A 21,946-nucleotide genomic window follows, 5' to 3' on the forward strand; every position below is an offset into this window, starting at 1 on the left:
CAGGGCAGCAAAAGTGCCGGGACCGGGGCGGCGCATCTACCCGGCCTCTTCCGGCACGAAACCATAGATGCTATCCGGGCAGGAATCGTTGCCTAGCGCTAAAGAAAAAGTCATAAAAAACCGACTCACTGTACCAGGAGCCGGTTTTTTATTTGCCGATTTTTAATCGGTGATAGAAATCTGCACGGTGTTGTTCGAGTTTTTACCGTCTTCGGGCATTTTCAACAGGCGGCGGTATTTGCGGGCCATTTCTGCCGACTGCGTTTTGCCGTTCACTTTCATTTCGTTCCCGGTCAGCTGCAGCTGGAAGCCTTTAGCACCGGCATCCAGCAGCCCGTCTTTGCGCAGCTCGGCCCGAATTTTATCGGTATTCAGGCGGGGTGGCGCGGGCGGTGCCGGCGGCACAGCTGGTACGCCGGCCGGTGGCGCAGGCGGGGCCAGGTAGCTACCACTGCCCGGGCGTGGGGCCCGCGGCGCCTGCGGGGCGCGGGGCGGGCGGGGTGGTCGGGGCGCATCGGTATTCACGGTACCATTCACCTCGGCGCGCCACCGGTTGCTGCTGGTAAGGGAGCGGCCATTGAGTTCCTTATACAGTGTGGCGTATTTCTGGCGCATTTTTTCCGGCTGCTGCTTGCCATTTACCGTCAGCGCTTTCGAGCTTAGGTCAAACGTGTAGTTGCGGGAGCTGGAAATCAGCCGGTCTTTCAGCAGCTCATCCGTCAGGCGGTGGCTGTTGTTGGCGGCGCGTGTTGCTGAACGGGAGGCACCGTCCGCTTCGCGCTGCAGGCGGTCAGCCTCGCGGCGGAGGCGGTCGGCTTCACGGCGCAGCTCGTCGGCTTCCCGCGCCTGGTCTTGCTGCTCATGGCGGCGTTCTACTATTTCCTGCTGCCGCTCCCGCATTTCGTCACGCCGCTCGCGCAGCCGGTCCCGCTCTTCCCGAATGCGGGCCCGTTCGTCCTCGGTAGTGGCATTTTCCTCGGCCGCGTCCAGGCCCCGTTCGGCCTGCACCAAGGCATCAGCCGTTATTCGGTCCGTATCGAGGCCGTTGAAATCAAAGTCGAAGTCTTCCTCATTGCCACGCAGGCGCAATTCGCGCTGCACCTGCAGGCCCTGCCGGGCGGCGCGGCGCGCCTCCTCCCGAATGCGGATGCGCTCTTCCGGGCTGGGCACCACCATGGTACGCCGGTCGGCGTTGCCCCCAAAGGAAAAGGACCGGTTGAAGTTGCGGTTAAAGCTCTGCTCATCAAAGTCGTTCCGGAAAACCATGCCGTTGGGCCGCACCCGAATTACTTCTACCTGCTTCTCCCCTTTCTTGCCTTTGCCGCTGGTTACCACCGGCTGGCCATCAACTATTACGTCTGTTACGCGGCCTTTTTTATCCTTCTGAATAATTACCGTGCCGGGGGCGTTGCGCCGGCCGCGGCCGCCCTGCTCCACCACCACTACCTGCTCCACCTTTTTGCCTTTGTGGTCTTTATCCTTCTTGGGTTTGATTTTGACCTTGCCCGGCTCATCATCCTGATTTGCCACCGCCATTTCAGCCGTTTCTTCCACCTCACGCTCCATTATGGCGGGCACTTTGGTATCAGTGCTTAGAGTGGATACAGCACTGGAATCAACCTTGGTTTTGGCTACTGCTTTGGATGTATCTGGCTGGTATAGGGTTGCGCCAGCCAGGGTTTCCTGTAGCCGGGACTTCTGCCCGGCTGGGCGTGGGCCGGCCATAGCTACGGCCGTAGTCAGGAGCACTATGCCCGTGAGTACCACGCAGGCCGCCATAAAGCCTTCTGTAAAGGTGGGCGCGCTGCGGCCCTGCACCAACCGGCGCACGCGGCCCAGCAAAGAGCCATCGGTACCCACCGCCGACAGCGCCAGGCGCGGGGTAGCGTGGGGCTGCAGGCAGCGCTCAGCCAGCGCCGTCAGGGCGCGGGCCAGGGTCATAGGGTTTCCCCCAACCAGGGCCGTAGCGGCGTCATCACAGCAGTTTTCCCGCTCGTTGCGCAGCGTGGCCGTAATAAACCACACCGCTGGGTGGTAGAAGAACAGGATTTCCGCTACCGACTGCAGCAGGTTCATGAGGTAGTCGCGGCGGGCAATGTGCGCCAGCTCGTGCGCCAGAATGGCCTCCAGGTAGTTTTGGCTGAGGCCGGTTACGGTGCCCAGCGGCAGCAGAATTACGGGTCGCAAATGCCCTACCACCAACGGCACGCGCACCAGCGCCGATTCCAGAATACTAACCGACTGTGAAACACCGGCGCGGGCGGCCAGCTCGGCCAGGCGGGCCTGCCACTCCTCGCTGAGGGGGCGCACCCGGTAATGCCGCAGGCGCTGCACGTAGGCCAGGCCGCCCAGCATGCGCAGGGTCATGGCCAGCAAACCCAGCAGCCAGATGGTGACGAGAATAGGCAGGTTGCGGTCAAAATACGACAGCCAGGAATGGGCCATAGATACCGATGCCTCTTCTTCTGCCAATGGCGCCGCCAGCGCCGCCTCCGCCGAAGTATTAGCATTAACCGAGGCCAGAATAACCTGCGCCCCCGACAGCGAAGCCGGCAACGCGCGGAGTGGCAATACCTGGGGCTGCGCCTGAGCAGCCTGCTCCGCGTAGTAGTAGCGGCCAAACGTAACTATGCCCAGCGCCAACATGGCCACCAGAGCCACCGCAGCGGCCCCGTAGCGAATTTGGGCACTATGCCGGCGCAGGAGCAGCAACAAACCGGCCAGCGACAAGGCTACAACCGCGCCCTGCCACAGAGAATGCACCAGCGTCCAGCCTAAGGCACGCACCAGCGCGGGGGTTAAAAGGGTTTCGAGCCAGTTCATTGTGCTTCGCCTTTAGTGTTTTCGATTTCGTCCAGTAGCGTCCGGATCTGGTCCAGCTCTTCGCGGGAGGTGCTGCGGTTGCCGAGGGCCTGCATCACCAGCTTCAGGGCCGAGCCGCCGAAAGTGGCTTCCACAAACCGGTCCAGCAGCAGGCCCTGGGTTTCTTCCTGGCGCACGGCAGCGCGGTACACGTGGGTCTTGGTGGCATCATCGCGCAGCACCAGGCCTTTGTCCAGCATCAGCTGTAATAGCTTCAGGGTGGTGGTGTAGCCTATTTCCCGGTGTTGGCTCAGGTCATCATTCACAAACCTGACGGTGCTGGGGCCGTGCTGCCACAGCACCTGCAGAATCTCCAGCTCCGATTCGGTAGGCTTGGGGGCGGGGTTTTACTCATAGCTCAGAAAGGTTGGTCGTACGAAGCAGTTCGTACATCAAACATATACGAATGAATTCGTAGAATCAAGTTTTATCTACGATATTTTTCGTACAATATTTTATCCAACAGAAAATCAGCCTATAAAACCGATTTTTCAGCAAAGACCAGCAAAAGCTGGCTAGCGTTGCCCGGCCCGCTTGCGCACCAACGTAATCTGGGCGCGCCGGCAGATACCGCCCAGCGGCGGGTTAAACTTGGCCACCTTCACTTTCACGGACAGCACGTGGGGGAATTCTTCCAGCACCCGGTCTATAACGCGGTGGCCCAGGTGCTCCAGCAGCCGCGCCGGTGCCTGCATTTCCTCGCGCACCATCCGGTAGAGCACTTCGTAATTCACCGTCTCGTGCAGCTTATCCGAAGTGCCGGCTGCGTACAGATCCGTCTTTATGTACAGGTCTACGCCATACTTATTGCCGATTTTCTGCTCCTCGTCGTAGTAGCCGTGAAACGCGAAAAACTCCATGCCTTCCAGTGCAATCTGGCCCATGTGGTGAGGTGGTGAAATGGTGAGTAGTGAAATGGGAGCGGCAATTTCTGAAATGAAAAGCCGGGTTGGGGTATGGGGTGCTAAAAAACTACTAACCCTATTGGTATAGAAAGCACAGCCATGCATTTCGCAGGCGGTTATACTCACTATTTGATCTTCTTACTTTTCCTTTTCCTTTTACTGTCATCCGGAGCTTGCGAAGGACCTTCCTCTTATAGCCCAAAACGCTCATGAAATGCACAAAGCTTTTCACCGCGCAACCGGCAAAGGGCTTTAAACATTTAATTAACTGCATCACCAAGGCGAGGAAGGTCCTTCAGCTACCGCCTCAGGATGACAGGAAGGAGGAATGGCAATTGGTGCACTCGTGCAAGCAAAAAGAAAAAGCCCACCCGATTGGGCAGGCTTTAGTCCATTCACAAAATCCGTGGAATCCGAAAAATCCGGCTGAATCCGTGGTTTAGATTTCGTCGAAGAAGGACTTCTCTGTTAGCGAGGCCGAGTGCCGCGAAGGCGAGGGCTGGGTGATTTCCGGATGGTCAGGCGAAACCGGGCGGATATCCGGGGCGGTGGGTTCTACGCGGGGGCCGGTGGGGTCCGGTACCCGGGCGGGCTCAGGCTGGTAAATGCGGGATGGGTCGCTGATGCCCGGGTTTTCGTGCGGCGCCGGATTTGGTCTGATATCGGGGCCGGGCGTTTGGGCCGGAGCACCGGGGTCGGGTTGCTGACCGGGCTTGGGGTTATAGCTGCCGGGCTGCGCCGAAGCGGGGCGGGCCGCCACTGAGGAGGCGTCGCCGCCGCCGCTAACGGTGGCCGGGCGGGCTGCCGGACTGCCTACGGCCGCCGCTGAGGATGTAGCTGATGTATTCACAAACATAGGAGTAGCGCTTTCGGAGGATGAATCGGGTCGATTCACCTTTACGCTTGCCGCCCGCGAAAGGATGGCGGCAGTGGAGGATTTTGGCCGGTTGCGGCTTTTCTCCACTTTCTCCAGGGCATCGGTAGCCAGGTGCTGCAGGTCGCGCACCAGGGTTTCCAGCACGCCTTCCAGGCGCTGGTGCTCCTGGCCCAGGGCACTTACCTCGGCCTGCATGTCGGCAACGGTTTTTTCGGCTTGCTTGTAGGCTTCATCTACCACGGAGCGGGCTTTCTGACGGGCATCGGCCAGCAGCTGCTCGGCCTTCAGCTGGGCTTCGCGAATCCGCAGTTCGGCGTCGCGCTGGGCCTGCTCCGTAATGCTGTTGCCGGTGTCCTCGGCCGTTTTCAAGGTGCGGTACAGGGACGATTCTACTTCGCGCATCTTCTGCACGTCCTGGGTAGCATGGTCCAGCTTCATGCGCAACTCCCGGTTTTCATCCCCCATTCGCTCCCACTGCTGGGAGAGCTGGAGCAGGAATGCCTGAACTTCATCTTTGTCTACTCCCCGAAAGGATTTTTCAAAGGTTTTCTGCCGGATATCGAGAGCGGTAATTTTCATACTAAGCTGATAGCTGACAGCTGTTGGCTGTTAGCTTTTCGTAACAATGGAAGAATGCGAACAAAGGCAAAAAGCCAATAGCTACTAGCTATCAGCCTGTATCTGCCATACGGCCAGGGTGCGGTCGTCGCTACACGAAACTAGCCTATTTCGATGGGCTGACCAAAATAACTTGTTCACGGAAGTGCCGTGGCCGGCGTGCCGGGCGCGGTCCAGCACGCGCAACAGCCGGAACCCGGCGGCATCCCAGAGCTTAATGGATTTATCCATGCTGCAGGTGGCCACAAAGCGCCCATCGGGACTATACGTTACGTGGTTTATGGCGAATAAATGGGCTACTACGCTCAGGTGCTCGGTGTAGCCCGCGGCCACATCCCACACGCGCAGGTGGGCGTCGCGGCCGGCCGTGAGCAGGTAGCGGCCATCGGGCGAGTAGCAGACGCTGAACACGGAGTTGGTAGCGCCGGGAATCCCCTGCTTGGGGGTGAGCGTGTCCAGATCGAGAATATATACCAGGTGGTCGGAGCCGCCTACGGCCAGCTCATTGCGCGCTTCGAGCAGGCTCAGGCAGCGCAGGCTTTTGTGGGAAAGAGGCACCAGGTGCTCCAGGCTTAGGTTGTGGGCGTGCAGCACGGCCAGGGTACCGTTGCCCAGGGCCACGTACACCCGCTGCCGGGCTTCCGAATAGGCTATATCAAAAATGGCGGCCGGGGGCAGCGCCGTGGCAAAGAGCAGCTGGCGGGCTTTCAGATCAATGGCCTGCACGCCCTGAAAGTTATGGCCAATGAGAAGCAGTGCCCGCTCAGGAATATATTTCAGGGCGTAAACGGAGTTGGTTACCCGAGCCACCAGTTCGCCGTCACGCTCGGGGTTTTCTAGGTCCCACTCCACCACAAAGCCATCGGTGCCGGCGGAGTAGATGGCGGTGGAATCAAGCGCGCCGGCCAGCGCGTACACACAGTCGCGGTGCCCGGTGAGGGTGGCTAGTTTCTCGGCCTGCGGTCTAAAAAGCGTGGACATACCATTGGATTTGGGGCGAAATTACGGCAGTTTTGGCCAGCAGCAGCTGGCACCGCTTTTTCCTGTGCTGTTCTGAATCTAACGTAACCACTGCTTTTTCTGCTATGCCGCTGCACTCCCTGGAACCCGTTGATGAGCGCACCCTGCTGGGTTTGTGGCACCTCACGGAGCCGGCAGAGGAATTATGGCAAGCCCTCCCCCAGCCGGCCCCTTATCAGGAGCTGCTACCGGCCGGCCGCGATGCCGGGCGCGCCCAGCAATGGCTGGCGGGCCGGGCACTGGCCCACCGCCTGCTCGCTGAATTTTCTTTGGCCCCTTCTATGGTGCTGCTGAACGATGCCAACGGGCGCCCTTTCTTCCCGGAACGGCCCGAATTGGCGGTTTCTCTTTCCCATTCCGGGGAGTGGGTGGCCGCTTTGCTTTCCACCCGCGGGCGCGTTGGCACAGATGTTGAGCAGGTACGCCCTAAAGCGCAACAATTGGCTCCCAGGTTTCTATCGGAAGCGGAACGGGCCGATGCCGGCGACGATGTAGTGAAGCACAGTCTCTATTGGAGTGCCAAGGAAACCCTGTACAAACTGCATAGCCGCCGCGCTCTGGTGTTTAAGGAGCATATTCAGCTCGACCCGTTTGGGCTGCGGGAGGCCGGTGTTTTGACGGGGCACCTGCTCGCAGAAAACTTCCGCAGCCAACACCAGATTCAATACCAGCGCCTTTCTTCTGCGTATGTACTCACATACACCCTTGATGCCTCTCCCCTTCCTTAAATTATCTGCCATGTCTTTCCGCCGTATTTCTTTGGCTCTGGCCGCTGCTCTCTTATTTGGAGTGGTAACCGTGGGTACCGTTCGGGCCCAGTCTGCGGGCAGTACCGTGGCCGACTTCACTCTGAAGAATGCCGCCAACGCCGATGTAAAGCTCAGCAGCTACGCCGACAGCAAAGCGGTGGTGGTGGTTTTCATCAACCAAAGCTGCCCGTTCTCCAAGCTCTACCAGGACCGCCTGAGCAAGCTGGCTACCACTTACGGCAGCAAGGGCGTGGAATTTCTGTTTATTGATACCCCCATTAACCTGGAAGCCAGCACGGCCGAGGGAGAAACCGAGAAGCTCAAAATCAAATCGGGCAGCGCCAATAACCTGACCTATCTGCGCGACGACAGCCAGAAGGTGAGCAGCCTACTGGGCGCCACCAAAACGCCCGAGGCCGTGGTGCTGCAACCCAGCGGCAATGGCTTTGTGGTGCGCTACAAAGGCGCCATCGACGATAACCCCCAAATGGAAGCCTACGTCAAGCAAAACTACCTAGGCACAGTGTTGGCAAACATCACGGCCGGCCGCCCCGCCGGCGTAGCTAACCAACGCGCCTAGGGTTGTCTAATCAAGAAAAACTAAAGCTTTCCTGTTGAGGAATTAAACTAGTGTGTCATTGCGAGGAGGCACGACGAAGCAATCCGTCCTTTAAGCAGTTAGACACTTCCTTTTACCAGAAAGCCCTTGACGTACTACACGTCAAGGGCTTTCTGCTTTATTAGGTCTTGTCACCTTTCAGAGGACGGATTGCTTCGCTTTGCTTGCAATGACGGTTTTTACTCCTGCTCGCCTTCTTCGGGCTCAGAGTCAATGGACTGTTTATCTTCTTCCAGCAGGATGGCCAGCAGCTGGCTTACTTCGCCAGCTTTGCGCGGCTCCTGCATCTTTTCAAAGCTTACGGCCAGGTTCCGTAAGGCCCGGCGCACAATATCAATGTGCGAGCAGGGCTCAAAGAACATGTCATTGGCCGTGAGGTTGAGTTGGGCAATGTAGTGCTCAATATCCGTGCGGGACAGAATCAGGCCGCGGTTGTAGCAGTTGATGTAGAACGGCTCAATGGCGGGCAGCGTGGGCTGAAACGTAAGCACAAACAGGTTGGGCAGATTCACGCCATACACCGGCAGGTGCAGTCGCTGCGCCACCAGCAGGTAGATAACACACAGCGTGAGCGGGTTGCCGCGCCGGCTTTCCAGCACCAGGTGCAGCATGGAGTTGGCCGGCGAGTGGAAATTCTGGGTATTGGCCGCGAATTTGTGGGTTTTGAAGAGCACGTAGTTCAGCACCTGCACCTGGTCGGCGGGGTGCAGATTGGGCTTCATCATGGTCCAGGCCTCAAAGCGCAGCTGTTCAATGGCGCGGTTCAGGGCTTGTAGGTCGGCATCGGGGTACTGGTAGCTGTTGAGGAGCCACATACCTTCCAGCAGGTTCTCACCGCCGGAGTCGCGCCACACGCGCAGGCGCTGCTGCAAGCCCTCAAACTGCAGGTGATGAATCAGGTCCTCAATCCGCTGCTGCTGGGCCGGGTCCAGGGTCTCCTCCCACGATTCTTCCAGAAACGGGACTATACTCTCCCCCAGGGTCTGGATTTTGGCCTGAATATCGGGCGCAATTTCCGGGTCGTCGAGCAGGGAGATAAGCGCTTTTATTTCTTTGTTCGTCAAAGCTTAGGGCGTAGGGGCTGTAGAGCGGCGGAGTAGAAATAGCATAAGGAGCTACAAATTAACGCAACCGGCGCGGGTTTCTACCGCCAGCTGCCAGCTTGTAACACGGCAGAAGCTGCCGAATGTTCACTTTTTCTGCATTTCCCCAGCTGAAGAATCAACAGTTGACCTGCTGCGGGTGAAACTACTTCTACCCCATTACCCGGGCAACCGGCGGCCTCAAAAGCTGGTCTTCTGCCTACAACTTGCCTTCTGTATGGCTACACTCTTTCTCCCCGCCGTTTTGCGGCCTCCCTACTACGCCGAGCTTGCAGCGGCCCGCGCCGCTTATCTGCGCCAGGAACCAGCCACGGCCTTTCATCATTTGGAGCGTGCCCATGTTCTGGGGCAGCGGTGGGCTTTCCCGCACACCCAGGTGCACCTGCTGATGCTGCGCCATGGCCTGCGCATCGGCAGCAGGCGCGAAGTGCTGGGCCAGATTCCGCGGGTTATGCTGGGCTTTCTGGGTTCTTTAGTGGGTCGGGTACCCATTGGCAACACGGGCGGCGCCAACGTGCCCGCCGAACAACCCATGCCTATTCCTGCCGATCTGGAAGCATGGCTGCGGCTAGATTAATCCGGCAATGGGAGTTCAGCCTCCTGACGGCCTAAAGCTTAAACCTGCGCCGTAGCCAGCCCTTTCTTCATGCACACGCTGTTGTCCACGCCTGCATACTGCCCGTAGTTGGGGATGTAGGCGTAGCCGCTTTTCTCGTAGAGGCGGATGGCCTCGGGCTGCTGCTTGCCCGTTTCCAGCACGCAGGCGGCGTAGTTTAGCTCCCGGGCCCACTGTTCCAACTCAGCCAACACGGCACCGGCAATGCCCTGGCCCCGGTATTCCGGGCGCACAAACATGCGCTTCACCTCTACCTGCCCGGCTTCATATTCCTTGAAAGCGCCGCAGCCTACTGCTTTATCAGCCAGGTAAGCTACCACCACGTGGTTGATGGCCACCAGCTTGTTGTACTGGGCATAGAAGGCATGGTCGTCGCCGTCGCGCACAGCTAAATCGTGGTCCAGTAGCGCCACCAGCTCCCGGAAATCGGGGTTATCAGAGGTTGTTCGACGTAGGGTAATCATCAGCAGGTTTTAATGCGTTGCGTTACACGGAAACTTCCGGCTCGGCCAGCGGATGCCGAAATAATATCAGGCTGAAAAGCCCTGCAAAAACAGCATAAACGCCCGCTACCAGCCACAGACCAGCAGGCAGCTGCGGGTTGCTCATTAGGGCTTTCAGCAACGCCAGCGCCACCATAAAAAAATGCGCGAAGTTGGCCAGCGCAATAGGTCGGTTGTAGATACCACCAATCCGGCTGCCCTTCGTCATCCAGTTCAGCATGGCAAAGGCGAAGTAAAGAGCGCCCAGTGTCTGTAGCAGAACATTTAGAACTGGGGCCTGGCCAACACCACTCAGCCGGGCTATTTCATTGGGCAGAAACGTCAGGCTGAGGCCTGCCAGGATAAGCGCTGCTGCGCTCAGGGTCATGACAAGTTTTGTGTTCATCGACTTGGGTTTGTGCGCCAATGTTAGCGAATATTTCAAGCTCCCTTACTAGAGTAATTTACCTGAGCTGAACAGCATAAGAACTCACCTCTCATTACAATCGCACGGGTGTGTCGAGTAGCCACTGCGTTCCAGCAGTTATTTTGCGCACGTTTGCTGATATCTGCTATTTTTAGAAATACATTATCTATATGCACTAGTATAATTACTTTATTAAAAGCACTTTACCGACTATTTTCTCATCTGATTTATCAGAATATCTTTTTCTTTAAGTGTCCTATTCTTTGACAATAACTCAATTTTTAGCTGCCTATTTTCTTCATATATTTCAATTTTATCCTTATCAAATTTTGAGGAACCAAAATAGCTACCTAGCGTAAATGCGCCTCCAGCAATCAAAACAATAACTGTCCAGAAATATGTATTCTTTAAAAGATTTATTATTGGATGGTCATCATGATATATTTTTTTTTCTGAAAGGAATTGATTTACACGCCTTCAGTGCACCAATTAGTATAGTTATCTGCTTATCAAATTCATCTTGCTCAAACCCATTTAGCTTATTTCTTTCGAAAGTTTGATATAATTTAAATGGAGAACTTTCCTCTCCATAGTTGTTCATAATAAAGTCTTCAACAGTTGCAATCCAACTCAATAGGCTATCTGAAGCACGGCTATATGCACTCCCATATTGACTGTGGTATGAGTTAGTTCTGAAACTAAAATCTTTTCCTGTCGCTATTAGATCATCTATTATCTCAAGGTTCATATTCTTTGAGTTATTATTCTATTTAACTCCCCATCAAACCTGAATAACCCCCACATTGTACGCCTTTTCAATCGGCGCATGATTGGCGGCGGCAATACCCTGGGAAATGACTTTGCGGGTTTCCAGCGGGTCAATAATGGCATCTACCCAAAGGCGGGCAGCAGCATAGTAAGGGGAAAGCTGCTCTTCGTAGCGGGCTTTGATGCGGTCCAGCAGCTCCTTTTCAGCTTCGGGCGTGATGACTTCGCCTTTAGCTTTCAGGGAGGCCACTTGTATCTGGAGCAGGGTGTTGGCGGCGGCGGCACCGCTCATCACGGCCAGCTGGGCGGTGGGCCAGGCCACAATCAGGCGCGGGTCGTAGGCTTTGCCGCACATGGCGTAGTTGCCGGCCCCGTAGCTGTTGCCGATGATGACGGTGAACTTGGGCACCACGGAGTTGGCCATGGCATTCACCATTTTGGCGCCGTCCTTAATAATGCCGCCGTGCTCACTCTGCGAGCCCACCATAAAGCCGGATACATCGTGCAGGAACACCAACGGAATGCGCTTCTGGTTGCAGTTCATGATGAAGCGCGCGGCCTTGTCGGCGGAGTCGGAGTAAATAACGCCGCCCATCTGCATGGCGCCCTTCTTGGTCTTCACAATCTTGCGCTGGTTGGCCACAATGCCTACCGCCCAGCCATCAATGCGCGCCAGGCCGCAGAGCAGTGTCTGGCCGTAGAGGTCTTTGTAGGGCTCAAACTCGGAGTTATCCACCAAACGGTTGATGATGTCCATCATATCGTAGGGCTTCACCCGGTCAGAGGGCAGCAGGCCGTAGATTTCCTCCTGCTTTTCGCGGGGCAGCGCGGGCTCCGTGCGGCTGAAACCGGCGGTGGGCGTAGCGCCCATCTTATCGAAGATGTTGCGGATGTGGTCCAGGCACTCCTCGTCGTTCGGGAATTTGTAGTCAGTCACGCCCGAAATTTCGGAGTGCGTGGTGGCGCCGCCCAGCGTTTCGTTGTCAATGGTTTCGCCAATGGCGGATTTCACCAGGTAAGAGCCGGCCAGGAACACCGAGCCGGTTCCTTCCACAATCATGGCTTCATCCGACATGATGGGCAGGTAGGCGCCACCGGCCACGCACGGGCCCATAATGGCGGATAGCTGCACGATACCCATGCTGCTCATCACAGCATTGTTGCGGAAAATGCGGCCGAAATGCTCCTTATCGGGGAAAATCTCATCCTGCATGGGCAGGTACACCCCGGCCGAGTCTACCAGGTAAATGATGGGCAGCTTGTTTTCGATGCTGATTTCCTGGGCCCGCAGGTTCTTTTTGGCCGTGATGGGAAACCACGCGCCAGCCTTTACAGTGGCATCATTGGCCACTACAATGCACTGCCGGCCTTTCACGTAGCCTATTACCACTACCACGCCGCCGCCGGGGCAGCCGCCTTCCGACTGGTACATGCCTTCGCCGGCAAAGGCACCAATTTCAACCTGCTCGGCGTCTTTATCCAGCAGATAATCAATCCGCTCGCGGGCCGTGAGCTTGCCTTTGGCTTTGTGGGCGGCAATGCGCTTTTCGCCGCCGCCCAGGGCTACTTTTTTCAGGCGCTGGCGCAGCTGGAAGGTGAGTTGTTTAACCAGGTCTTCGTTTTTGTTGAATTCCAGATTCATGCGGGTGGGAAGTGGGGAGGTAAGAGAAGCGAAAACGGGCGGGGAGAAACGAAAAAAATCCGCCCGAAGGCGGATTTCAAAAGTAGTCAAAAATGACAGACAGCTTAGTTTTTAGGCGTTGTGGCCGTATCGGAAGGTGCCAGGGGCTGCGCGGAGCTACCTACGGTTTTGGTTTCCACTTTCAGCTCGCCATCGGGCTTGCGTTCAATTTCCTTCTTGGTTTTCTCCTTGCCCCCCCCACCAAACACGGAGAAGTGCACGTAGCGCTTGGGGTTGGCCTTCAGATCTACCAGCAGGGCATTGGCCGAAGCCGAGGTAGCATTCAGGTTGGTGTACAGGGAATCGTCGTTGATGAGCTTGCCCAGGGAGCCCTTAGACTCGCTCAGGGACTGATTCAGGGACTTCATGGCGGTTTGTGCCTCTGTAACGGTGGCGTTCAGGTTACGCAGGGCGGGGCCTACGGGCGCGGTACGCAGGGAGTCACTGAGCTGACTGAAGTTAGCCGCAATCCGGTCAATTTTACGGGAGGTAACGTTCAGAGCCTGCGTTAGCTGGGCCATGTTGCTGGTAATCTGGTTGATGTTGGCCTGGTTGGCCACCAGCATTTTCTGCAGTTCGGCGGAGGTGCCCTCGGCGTTCAGCAGCGTCGCCTGCAGGCTCTTTTTGGCATCCTTGTTCAGGAAGCTGTTTATTTTGATGAGCGTGGAGTCTACTGTACCCAGTACGGGCAGGGCGCGGGCCTGGAAGGCATCGGTAATGCTGGCCACCGTGTAGGAGCGCAGCTCCTCGCCGCCATCGTACACTTTCGAGTTATTACCCATGAACAGGGTAATGGTTTTGGAGCCCAGCAAAGAACCCGAGAGACTGGCCACGGTAGAGTCGCCGACTACAATATTCTTTCCTAGCTCTATGGCTACTTTGATGTGGTTTTTTTCGGCCGGCAGCAGTTGCATTTCCTTCACCTGGCCTACCTGAATGCCATTCAGCAACACCGGGTTGCCCACGGTCAGGCCATCTACGTTGTCGTACTTGGCGTAGTAGGTGCGGTTAGAGGAGAGAATATTGCTGCCTTTCAGGAACCTGAACCCCACATACAACAACGCTAGGGCCGCAATGGCCAGCAGGGCTACTTTAATTTCTTTCGACACGTTGGTAAGGTAGTATTGGGAGCGTGGGCAGGCGAAAAACAGGGATTAAACTGCAAAAAAGCAATTAATCGGCGGTGGTGGCCTCCAACTCCTGTTTGTATTCTTTGAAGGCCCGGTAAACACCTGAGGCCATATACGACTGTCCTGATTTATCGTTCAGATACCGCTCCTCGCCGGGGTTGGTGAGGAAGCCCGCCTCAATGAGCACGGAGGGCATAGCCGTTTTCCAGAGCACCAGAAAACCCGCCTGCTTTACGCCCCGGCTGGGCCGGCGCACCGCCGTGCGAAATTGCTGATCCACTTTCTGCGCAAAGCGAATACTGTTGACCATATAAGCACTCTGGAACAGCGAAAACAGAATATGGCTCTGCGGCGAGTGCGGGTCGAAGCCATTGTAGCGCTCCTGATAATTGTCTTCCTGCAGGATTACGGCGTTTTCGCGCTTGGCCACGCCCAGGTTGGCATCGGTCTTGTGCGGCCCCATCGTCCAGACCTCCGTGCCGTGCGCTACGGAAGGCCCGGCATTGCAGTGAATGCTGATGAAGAGGTCGGCATTGTGCTTATTGGCAATGCCGGCCCGGTCGGACAGCTCCACAAACACATCGGTTTTGCGGGTGTATACTACTTTTACATCCGGCATATTGGCTTCTATCTGCCGGCCCAGCTCCAGAATCAGCTTCAGCGAAACATCGGCCTCGCGGGCTTTCACGCCGGCGCAGCCCCGGTCTTTTCCGCCGTGCCCGGCATCCAGCACCACGGTGCGCAGCTTGTAGCGCTGCGTGTGGCGGCTGGCCGAGGCTGGAAACGAGGAAGAAGCGGATGGGGCCGGGCTGCCGGTGAGGAGCATCAGGCCTAGAGTACCAAGAGCGACAATATTCCGCACAGAGTTCGTTAGTTGGAGGAGCAACGCGCTACCTTTGCATACTGCCACAAAATAAACGAAAAAACTACGTGGCCCCGACAGCTATCCATTATAACTCCCGCTTTATTCCAAAGGTTGAGCGCTCCGTAGTGCCCCTTCTGTTGCTTCTGGGCCTGTGGCTGGGGCTGGCAGGCAACGCGTGGGGTCAGCGCAGGCCTTTGACAAAGTCCGTGCCGCGGCCCACGCAGGTGGCACTGGATACCGTCCGTACGGCCACCACCGCCGACTCGTTGCGCCTGTCAGCCGCGCCCAAAGGAGATATTGAAACCACCGTCCACTACGTAGCCAAGGATTCTATCCGGTTTGATGTGCAGGAGCGGGTGGCGCATTTGTACAACAAAGCCAAGATTGATTACGGCACCTTGTCCCTGGAAGCCGCCCGTATTTCCATCGACTACAACAAGAACCTGCTCACGGCGGAAGGCGCGCCCGATTCTACCGGCAAAATAAAGGACCGGCCCATTTTCAAAGACAAGGACCAGACCTATCAGGCCGGGCGCATTGCCTACAACTTCAAAACCAGGAAAGGCAAGATTGCCGAGGCCGTAACCCAGCAGGGCGAGGGCTACGTGCACGCCGAGGTGGTCAAAAAAAACGACCTGAACGAAATATTCGGGCGCAACGGCAGCTACACCACCTGCAACCTGGAGCACCCGCACTTCTACATCAATGCCAGCAAGATGAAGGTGATTCCCCGGGAGAAAGTGGTGACGGGGCCCTTTAACCTGGTTATTGGCGACATTCCCACGCCCCTGGGCTTTCTGTTTGGCTACTTTCCCACGCCCGGGAAAAAGCGGGCCTCGGGCCTGATTCTGCCCACCTTTGGCCAAACCACCGACCGGGGCTTTTTCCTGCGTAACGGCGGCTACTACTGGGCCGCCAGTGACTATGTGGGCGTGCGCCTGACGGGGGAAATCTACTCCGGCGCCGCCGACCAGTTTGGCGGCTGGGGCGCCACCGCCGATGTGCAATACCGCAAGCGCTATTCCTACACCGGCTCCTTTAATGCCAGCTTCAGCCAGCGGCCGGAAAGCCAGATTCTGCGCTCCTCGTCCGTTAGCCTGGACCAGCCGTATGTGCGCCCGCCCTCGCCGCGCACCTTCTGGATCAGCTGGAACCACTCGCCGCAGGCGCGCCCAGGCGGCGGGCAGTTTCGGGCCAGCGTGAGCCTGGGTAGCCAGGCCTATAACGTGCTCAACAGCTTTGATACCCAACGCTACCTTTCCTCTACCTACCAGTCCAACATTGGCTATTCCAAGGTGATTCGCAACTCACCCTTCAACTACTCCATTCAGGCCAGCCAAAGCCAGAACACCGGCACCGGCGAAATGAACGTGACGCTGCCCGACTTTACCCTGGGCGTGGCGCGGCAGTACCCCTACGAATGGTTTGGCCTGGCGCCCCGCGGCCGCTTCTACGAGCAGTTCTCCCTGAGCTACGACCTGCAGGGCCAAAACCGCCTGACCAACGTGGAGCAGGCCCGCCAGCTGACGGTAGACGGCACCAGCATCCCGCTGATTGGCGGTACCAACCAGGGTCGCCGCATTCCGGTTAACCTGAGTAATGTAGGCAACCTGTTCCGCAACGCGGAAACCAGCGTGCGCCACAACTTTGGCATTTCCCTGGGCAGCTACACCGTACTCAAGCACATCAGCCTCTCCCCTTCCGTCAGCTATGGGGAAACCTGGTACACCAAGCGCCTCGATTACACTTATGACCCGCTGGCCCGGGCCGTGCGCATTGATACCGCCGGCTTTGGCCGCGTGTATAACTTCTCCGCCGGCGCTTCGGCCTCTACTAATATTTATGGCTTGTATGTCATTAAGGGCAAGAAGGTGGAAGCCATTCGGCACAAAATTTCGCCCTCTGTCAGCTACAGCCATTCCCCCGATTATCTGAGCAGCGACATCCTGTATGATCGGAACACGGATTTCCTGGACCTGCGGGATGGCAATGGTCGGCTCCTGGGTAACCAAACCATCTCCCGGTTTCAGGGCTTTGGCGCGGGCGTGCCCGGCGGCCGAACCTCCAACCTGCTCTCCTTCCGCCTCCAGAACCAGGTGGAAATGAAAGTAAAGGCCAAAAAAGATACTACCGGCAACACCCCGTTTGAGAAAGTTAGCCTGATTGACGGGCTGGACTTTGCTACTACCTACGACTTTGAAGCCCCGGAATTCAAGCTGGGCCTGATCCGGGGTACTTTCCGCACCCAGATTGCCCGCAAGCTGAACTTTCAGATGGATGGTATTTTTGATGCCTACCAGCGCGACAGCGCCAACCGCCGCCTGAATGAATTCCTCTTCAACCAGAACAAATGGCGGCTGGCGCGCATTACGGCCGCCAACCTGTCCATTACCTATCAATTTAATCCCGAGCAGCGGAAATCAAATCAGAAGAGCAACCTGGCCCCCAACAACACCCCCGTGCTGGGCCAGCCGCAAAATGCTACCCCGTACGAGGAGTACGTTGATTTCAGCATTCCCTGGACGCTGAACAGCTCTTTCTCGGCCAGCTACTTCAACCAGCCTCCGGTGCTGCCCCGCGCCGGCGAGAAGCGCACCTCTTCCCTTACTACGGTTACTCTCAGCGTTAACGGCACCGTAAAGCTCACTGATAAGCTCCGCTTTGGCTACAGCAGCGGCTACGATTTCCGCCACAAAGAAGTAAGCTATACCTCCCTGGATTTCTACCGGGATTTGCACTGCTGGGAAATCAGCGGCAGCTGGATTCCGTTTGGGCAGCGCCAGGGCTACAACGTTACTATTGCGGCCAAATCATCGTTGCTGCAGGACCTGAAACTGAGCCGTAACCGCTCTTTCTACAACCGCTAGCCGCTGGCGGCCGGGGTGGTTTTACTTTCTTCCCAGCACTATCTCCCACGGATAAGCGGTCCACGTTTGCCGGAAATTCAGCAGCTTTGACTTTGCTTTCCAGACCCCCATACTTCCCAATCCCATGTCGCAGCACAAAGAAGTTAAGCTCGTAACCACTCACCAGCTGCTGGCTATGAAGCAGCGGGGCGAAAAAATTTCGATGCTCACGGCCTACGACTTCTCCATGGCCACCATTCTGGACGGCGCGGGCGTAGATGTGCTGCTCGTCGGCGACTCGGCCTCCAATGTTATGGCGGGCCACGAAACCACGCTGCCCATCACCCTGGACCAGATGATTTACCACGCCCAAAGTGTGGTGCGCGCCGTGAAGCGGGCTTTTGTGGTAGTGGATATGCCGTTTGGCTCTTACCAGGGCAATTCCTCGGAAGCCCTGCGCTCTGCTATTCGTATTATGAAAGAATCGGGCGGGCACGGCATTAAGCTGGAAGGCGGCGCCGAAATCAAGGACAGCATTACGCGCATTCTCACGGCCGGCATTCCGGTAATGGGTCACCTGGGCCTTACCCCACAGAGTATTTATAAGTTTGGTACCTACACGGTGCGGGCTAAGGAAGAAGCCGAAGCGCAGAAGCTGATTGAAGACGCCCTGCTGCTCCAGGAACTGGGCTGCTTTGCGCTGGTACTGGAAAAGATTCCGTCCAGCCTGGCCAAGCAGGTAGCCGAAAAGCTGAGCATTCCGGTTATCGGCATTGGCGCGGGCCCCGATGTGGACGGCCAGGTACTGGTAGTGCACGATATGCTGGGCATTACCAAAGAATTTAAGCCGCGCTTTCTGCGCCGCTACGCCGAGCTGGGCGACGTAATGAACGACGCTGTGCAACGCTACATTGCTGATGTAAAAAACCGTGACTTCCCCACTCAGGAGGAAGCCTATTAATACCACCAGAAAGCCAGCCTCATTCTTTGGGGCTGACTTTTCATTGCGATTCTCCGGATAAAGAATCCAGCTCCCGGCTGCTACCATCCTTCTCCCGAAGCCCGCTGCGCTATGTCCTCGCCTTCTACTTTTGAGCGGATTAATTCCTGGGTTCGGCATTCCGTTACCATCAAGCTGCTGTCTATCGGCATCCTGATACTGTTGCTGCTGATTCCGGCCTCCATGGTGGAAAACCTGGTGCAGGAGCGCGCCAATACCCGCGACCTGGCCACGGCCGAGGTAAGCGCCAAGTGGGGTGGGCCGCAGCAGTTCACGGGCCCGGTGCTGGTAGTGCCCTACCGCCGCCTGGAGCGCGACGATAAAAACCGCCTGCTGGAAAGTACTGCCTACGCCTGCTTCCTGCCCGACACCTTGTCGATAAAAGGCTCCCTGGCCCCGGAGCGGCGCCGGCGCGGCATTTATGAGGTAGTGGTATACAGCTCGCAGCTGCAGGTACAGGGCACTTTTCAGACAGCCTCCCTGGCCGATTGGAACATAAACCCAGCCGACATCCGTTGGCCCGAAGCGTTTGTGGCCGTGGGCCTGTCGGATATGAAAGGTATCCGCAACGGCATTTCCCTGCGCTGGGATGGGCAGCCCATTGCTTTCGAGCCCGGCGTACCCTCCCCCGATGTCATGCCCGTTTCTACGGCACCTCAGTTCAGTTCGCTAATAGCCGAGGTGCAAAATGCCCAGCGGTATGCAGGAGCGGTCGAGGCAGATATAACGGGTGCGGGGCCGGCCACCGAGGCCATGAGTGCGCCGGTCTTGTTGCCGGATGCTGCCGCGCTAGCCCGGAAACACACCTTTTCATTTAGCGTGGCACTAAATGGCAGCTCTGCACTGTTCTTTGCACCACTGGGCCGCGAAACCCGGGTGCAGCTGCAGGCTCCCTGGCCCGACCCCAGCTTTGCCGGTGCTTTCCTGCCGCGCCAGCACAGCGTAACGCCCCAGGGTTTCCAGGCCTCGTGGCGGGTGCTGCACCTCAACCGTAGCTACCCCCAGCGCTGGCGCACCCCCGACTTCCGCCCCGATGTAGATGGTTCTGCCTTTGGCACCCGCCTGATTGTGCCGGTAGATGAGTATCAGAAAAACATGCGGGCCGCCAAGTACGCCTTATTGCCTATTTCGCTCACCTTCCTCATTTTCTTTTTCGTGGAAGTGCTGAACCGCCAGCGTATCCATCCTTTTCAGTATATTCTGGTGGGATTGGGGCTGGTTATTTTCTACGTACTGCTGCTTGCCCTTTCCGAACACATGTCTTTCAATGCGGCTTACACCCTGGCCGGGCTGGCCATCATTGGGCTGGTAACGGCCTATGCGGCTAGTATTTTCCGGCAGCGCCGCCTTACGTTGATTACTGCCGGCGTGCTGGTGCTGGTGTACGGCTTTGTGTTTGTGGTGCTACAACTGCAGGACTATGCCCTCCTCATTGGCAGCTTGGGTCTGCTGCTGGTGCTGGCCACCGTGATGTATCTCTCGCGGCGTATCAATTGGTATGAAAACCCAGATGCGCCCGCCGAAAATTCAGTTGCTTAACTTTACCTCGTGAATCGTCCGAATCTGTGGTCGGAACGGAAAGAAATTCTGTTCGAAGACAATCATCTGCTCATTATTAATAAACCGGCCGGCCTGCTTGTGCAGGGCGATGCTACCGGTGATGAGCCCCTCTCCGCCAAGGCGGAGGAATACCTGCGTTTTAAATACAAAAAGCCCGGCGCCGCCTTTGTGGGCGTAGCACACCGCCTGGACCGGCCGGTAAGCGGCGTAGTAGCCTTGGCCAAAACCAGCAAAGCCCTCAGCCGCCTGAACGAAATGTTCCGCGACAATAAGGTGCACAAAACGTACTGGGCGCTGGTAGGCAAATGCCCGCAGCCACCCAAGGGCCACCTCACGCACTGGCTGGTAAAAGACCCTATCCGCAACACCACCAAAGCCTATACCGAGCGCCACGCCCAGGGCCTTAAATCGGAGCTGGATTATGAGGTGCTGGGCCAGGCCGGTAACCGCTTTTTGGTGCAGGTAAACCCCATTACGGGCCGCCCGCACCAGATCAGGGTGCAGCTGGCTACCGGGCTGGGCACGCCTATTGTGGGTGATGTGAAGTATGGTTTTCTGGCGCCCCTGCCCGATGTGAGCATTGCGCTGCACGCGCGCCGGTTGGAGTTTCAGCACCCGGTCACCAAAGAGGAAATGTGTTTCAATGCGCCGCTGCCGGACATTGCACATTGGGAAGCTGCCCAACCTTTTTATCAATAGAACCCATACCCCTGCTTTCGGCTGTATTTCGGCACTTGAATAATATTTTGTCCTTTTGGACGAATTATTGAACAGGGCCCACCCTGACCGTAGTTTTGTACTTGTCTTTGAACTAAAGGCCAATTACTGGGTTTATGCGGGCAACCTGTGTGCCTGCCCTTGCAGTCGGTTTCATTTCATTTCTGGCCATGCCAATACTTATCTTCTTCGTTGCCCACTATTACCTGTCGCTGTTCACGCAAACGTTCTACCTGCACCGGTACGCCGCCCACAAGATGTTTACCATGAACAAGTTTTGGGAGAAATTCTTCTTCCTGTTCACCTACATCTGTCAGGGCTCCTCGTTCCTCTCGCCCCGGGCGTATGCTTTGCTGCACCGCATGCACCACGCCTATTCCGACACCGAGCTGGATCCACACTCTCCGCTGTTCTCTTCCAATGCGTTTAGCATGATGTGGAAGACCAAGAACATCTACAACGCCGTGCTGAACCACAATTATGCTGAGGCCGAGCGTTTTGAGGGTGACTATCCGGAGTGGAGCCTGATTGAGAACATCGGCGACAAGTGGTACTCCCGCCTAGCCTGGGGCACGCTGTATGTGCTGTTCTATGTGCAGTTTGCTACCGCTTGGTGGCAGTATCTGCTGCTGCCCATCCACTTCCTGATGGGTCCTATCCACGGCGCTATTGTAAACTGGGGCGGCCACAAATACGGCTACCAGAACTTCGACAACCACGACCACAGCAAGAACACGCTGGCCCTGGATTTCCTGGCCTTCGGTGAGCTGTTCCAGAACAACCACCACAAACTGCCCATGCGCGTCAACTTCGGCGTGAAGTGGTGGGAGTTTGACCCCACGTATATGTTCATCTGGACGATGGATAAAATGCGCGTCATCAAAGTGAAGCGCAAATGGCAGGAAGCCATTCCGATGGCCGCTTAGCTTTTAAAAGAATAATGAAAAGGCTGTTCCGATAAGGAGCAGCCTTTCTTTATATCCCTTCGTCACTGCCTCTTAACTTAATCCGTCCTCCATCACATACCTGTCATCCTGAGCTGGCGAAGGACCTTCTCACGTCAAAACGAGCCGTTGTTCTGCTAGTCGTTCTTAGGTGAGA

At 56.8% G+C, this 21,946-nt stretch carries 20 protein-coding genes; 8 read left to right on the plus strand and 12 right to left on the minus strand.

Going from position 1 to position 21,946, the window contains the following annotated elements; translation table 11 throughout:
• Positions 1-162: 162 nt before the first annotated feature.
• The 5 genes from PK28_RS19190 to PK28_RS14270 form a co-directional block, all read right to left on the minus strand.
• Complete coding sequence (locus PK28_RS19190; RefSeq protein ID WP_048826075.1) at positions 163-2,823, minus strand: M56 family metallopeptidase; 2,661 nt, start codon at positions 2,821-2,823, stop codon at positions 163-165.
• Complete coding sequence (locus PK28_RS14250) at positions 2,820-3,164, minus strand: BlaI/MecI/CopY family transcriptional regulator (protein ID WP_231576174.1); 345 nt, start codon at positions 3,162-3,164, stop codon at positions 2,820-2,822. The genes PK28_RS19190 and PK28_RS14250 overlap by 4 nt, the downstream gene beginning before the upstream one ends.
• Before the next feature lie 213 nt (positions 3,165-3,377).
• On the minus strand, positions 3,378-3,746 hold the full coding sequence (gene folB / locus PK28_RS14255; RefSeq protein WP_044514941.1) for a dihydroneopterin aldolase: 369 nt from the start codon (positions 3,744-3,746) through the stop codon (positions 3,378-3,380).
• A 460-nt stretch (positions 3,747-4,206) separates the two neighbouring features.
• Positions 4,207-5,223, minus strand: coding sequence for a DivIVA domain-containing protein (locus PK28_RS19585; RefSeq protein ID WP_044514947.1), 1,017 nt, complete (start codon positions 5,221-5,223; stop codon positions 4,207-4,209).
• Between the two features lie 84 nt (positions 5,224-5,307).
• A complete protein-coding gene (locus tag PK28_RS14270; RefSeq protein WP_044514950.1) occupies positions 5,308-6,243 on the minus strand; it encodes a WD40 repeat domain-containing protein in 936 nt (311 codons plus the stop codon).
• A 104-nt stretch (positions 6,244-6,347) separates the two neighbouring features.
• Between PK28_RS14270 and PK28_RS14275 the strand changes: the two genes are divergently transcribed.
• Positions 6,348-7,010 carry a 4'-phosphopantetheinyl transferase superfamily protein gene (locus PK28_RS14275; RefSeq protein WP_044517217.1) on the plus strand — a complete coding sequence of 221 codons (663 nt, stop codon included), beginning with the start codon at positions 6,348-6,350 and terminating at the stop codon, positions 7,008-7,010.
• A gap of 10 nt (positions 7,011-7,020) precedes the next feature.
• Complete coding sequence (locus PK28_RS14280) at positions 7,021-7,611, plus strand: redoxin domain-containing protein (RefSeq protein ID WP_197070422.1); 591 nt, start codon at positions 7,021-7,023, stop codon at positions 7,609-7,611.
• A gap of 218 nt (positions 7,612-7,829) precedes the next feature.
• On the opposite strand, the gene PK28_RS14285 is transcribed toward PK28_RS14280, so the two are convergent.
• Complete coding sequence (locus PK28_RS14285) at positions 7,830-8,714, minus strand: transglutaminase-like domain-containing protein (protein ID WP_044514953.1); 885 nt, start codon at positions 8,712-8,714, stop codon at positions 7,830-7,832.
• Between the two features lie 256 nt (positions 8,715-8,970).
• Here PK28_RS14285 and PK28_RS14290 point away from each other — a divergent pair, with 256 nt between their 5' ends.
• Positions 8,971-9,330 carry a DUF3703 domain-containing protein gene (locus tag PK28_RS14290; RefSeq protein WP_044514956.1) on the plus strand — a complete coding sequence of 120 codons (360 nt, stop codon included), beginning with the start codon at positions 8,971-8,973 and terminating at the stop codon, positions 9,328-9,330.
• 38 nt (positions 9,331-9,368) lie between these two features.
• Here the strand turns inward: PK28_RS14290 and PK28_RS14295 are convergent, their stop codons facing one another.
• The 6 genes from PK28_RS14295 to PK28_RS14315 form a co-directional block, all read right to left on the minus strand.
• A complete protein-coding gene (locus PK28_RS14295) occupies positions 9,369-9,833 on the minus strand; it encodes a GNAT family N-acetyltransferase (RefSeq protein WP_044514958.1) in 465 nt (154 codons plus the stop codon).
• 22 nt (positions 9,834-9,855) lie between these two features.
• Complete coding sequence (locus tag PK28_RS14300) at positions 9,856-10,257, minus strand: hypothetical protein (protein WP_044514961.1); 402 nt, start codon at positions 10,255-10,257, stop codon at positions 9,856-9,858.
• Between the two features lie 454 nt (positions 10,258-10,711).
• Complete coding sequence (locus PK28_RS20510; RefSeq protein ID WP_156126402.1) at positions 10,712-11,026, minus strand: hypothetical protein; 315 nt, start codon at positions 11,024-11,026, stop codon at positions 10,712-10,714.
• A 33-nt stretch (positions 11,027-11,059) separates the two neighbouring features.
• Positions 11,060-12,688: an acyl-CoA carboxylase subunit beta gene (locus PK28_RS14305; protein WP_044514964.1), complete on the minus strand. Its 1,629-nt coding sequence runs from the start codon at positions 12,686-12,688 to the stop codon at positions 11,060-11,062.
• Between the two features lie 104 nt (positions 12,689-12,792).
• On the minus strand, positions 12,793-13,836 hold the full coding sequence (locus PK28_RS14310; protein ID WP_048826079.1) for an MlaD family protein: 1,044 nt from the start codon (positions 13,834-13,836) through the stop codon (positions 12,793-12,795).
• Between the two features lie 64 nt (positions 13,837-13,900).
• Positions 13,901-14,719 carry an N-acetylmuramoyl-L-alanine amidase family protein gene (locus PK28_RS14315; RefSeq protein WP_071885155.1) on the minus strand — a complete coding sequence of 273 codons (819 nt, stop codon included), beginning with the start codon at positions 14,717-14,719 and terminating at the stop codon, positions 13,901-13,903.
• Positions 14,720-14,916: 197 nt separating this feature from the next.
• Between PK28_RS14315 and PK28_RS14320 the strand changes: the two genes are divergently transcribed.
• The 5 genes from PK28_RS14320 (at position 14,917) to PK28_RS14340 (ending at position 21,771) form a co-directional block, all read left to right on the plus strand.
• Entirely contained in the window at positions 14,917-17,589 is a 2,673-nt protein-coding gene (locus PK28_RS14320) for a putative LPS assembly protein LptD (RefSeq protein ID WP_156126403.1), read from the plus strand.
• Between the two features lie 124 nt (positions 17,590-17,713).
• On the plus strand, positions 17,714-18,529 hold the full coding sequence (panB, locus tag PK28_RS14325) for a 3-methyl-2-oxobutanoate hydroxymethyltransferase (RefSeq protein ID WP_044514972.1): 816 nt from the start codon (positions 17,714-17,716) through the stop codon (positions 18,527-18,529).
• Positions 18,530-18,640: 111 nt separating this feature from the next.
• On the plus strand, positions 18,641-20,107 hold the full coding sequence (gene creD, locus PK28_RS14330) for a cell envelope integrity protein CreD (RefSeq protein WP_044514974.1): 1,467 nt from the start codon (positions 18,641-18,643) through the stop codon (positions 20,105-20,107).
• A gap of 9 nt (positions 20,108-20,116) precedes the next feature.
• Positions 20,117-20,827 (plus strand): RluA family pseudouridine synthase, encoded by a 711-nt coding sequence (locus PK28_RS14335; RefSeq protein ID WP_044514976.1) that lies wholly within the window; start codon positions 20,117-20,119, stop codon positions 20,825-20,827.
• Positions 20,828-21,015: 188 nt separating this feature from the next.
• Positions 21,016-21,771 (plus strand): acyl-CoA desaturase, encoded by a 756-nt coding sequence (locus PK28_RS14340; RefSeq protein WP_044514979.1) that lies wholly within the window; start codon positions 21,016-21,018, stop codon positions 21,769-21,771.
• The last annotated feature ends 175 nt before the right edge of the window (positions 21,772-21,946 follow it).

The sequence above is a fragment of the Hymenobacter sp. DG25B genome (genome assembly GCF_000801315.1).
GTDB lineage: Bacteria > Bacteroidota > Bacteroidia > Cytophagales > Hymenobacteraceae > Hymenobacter.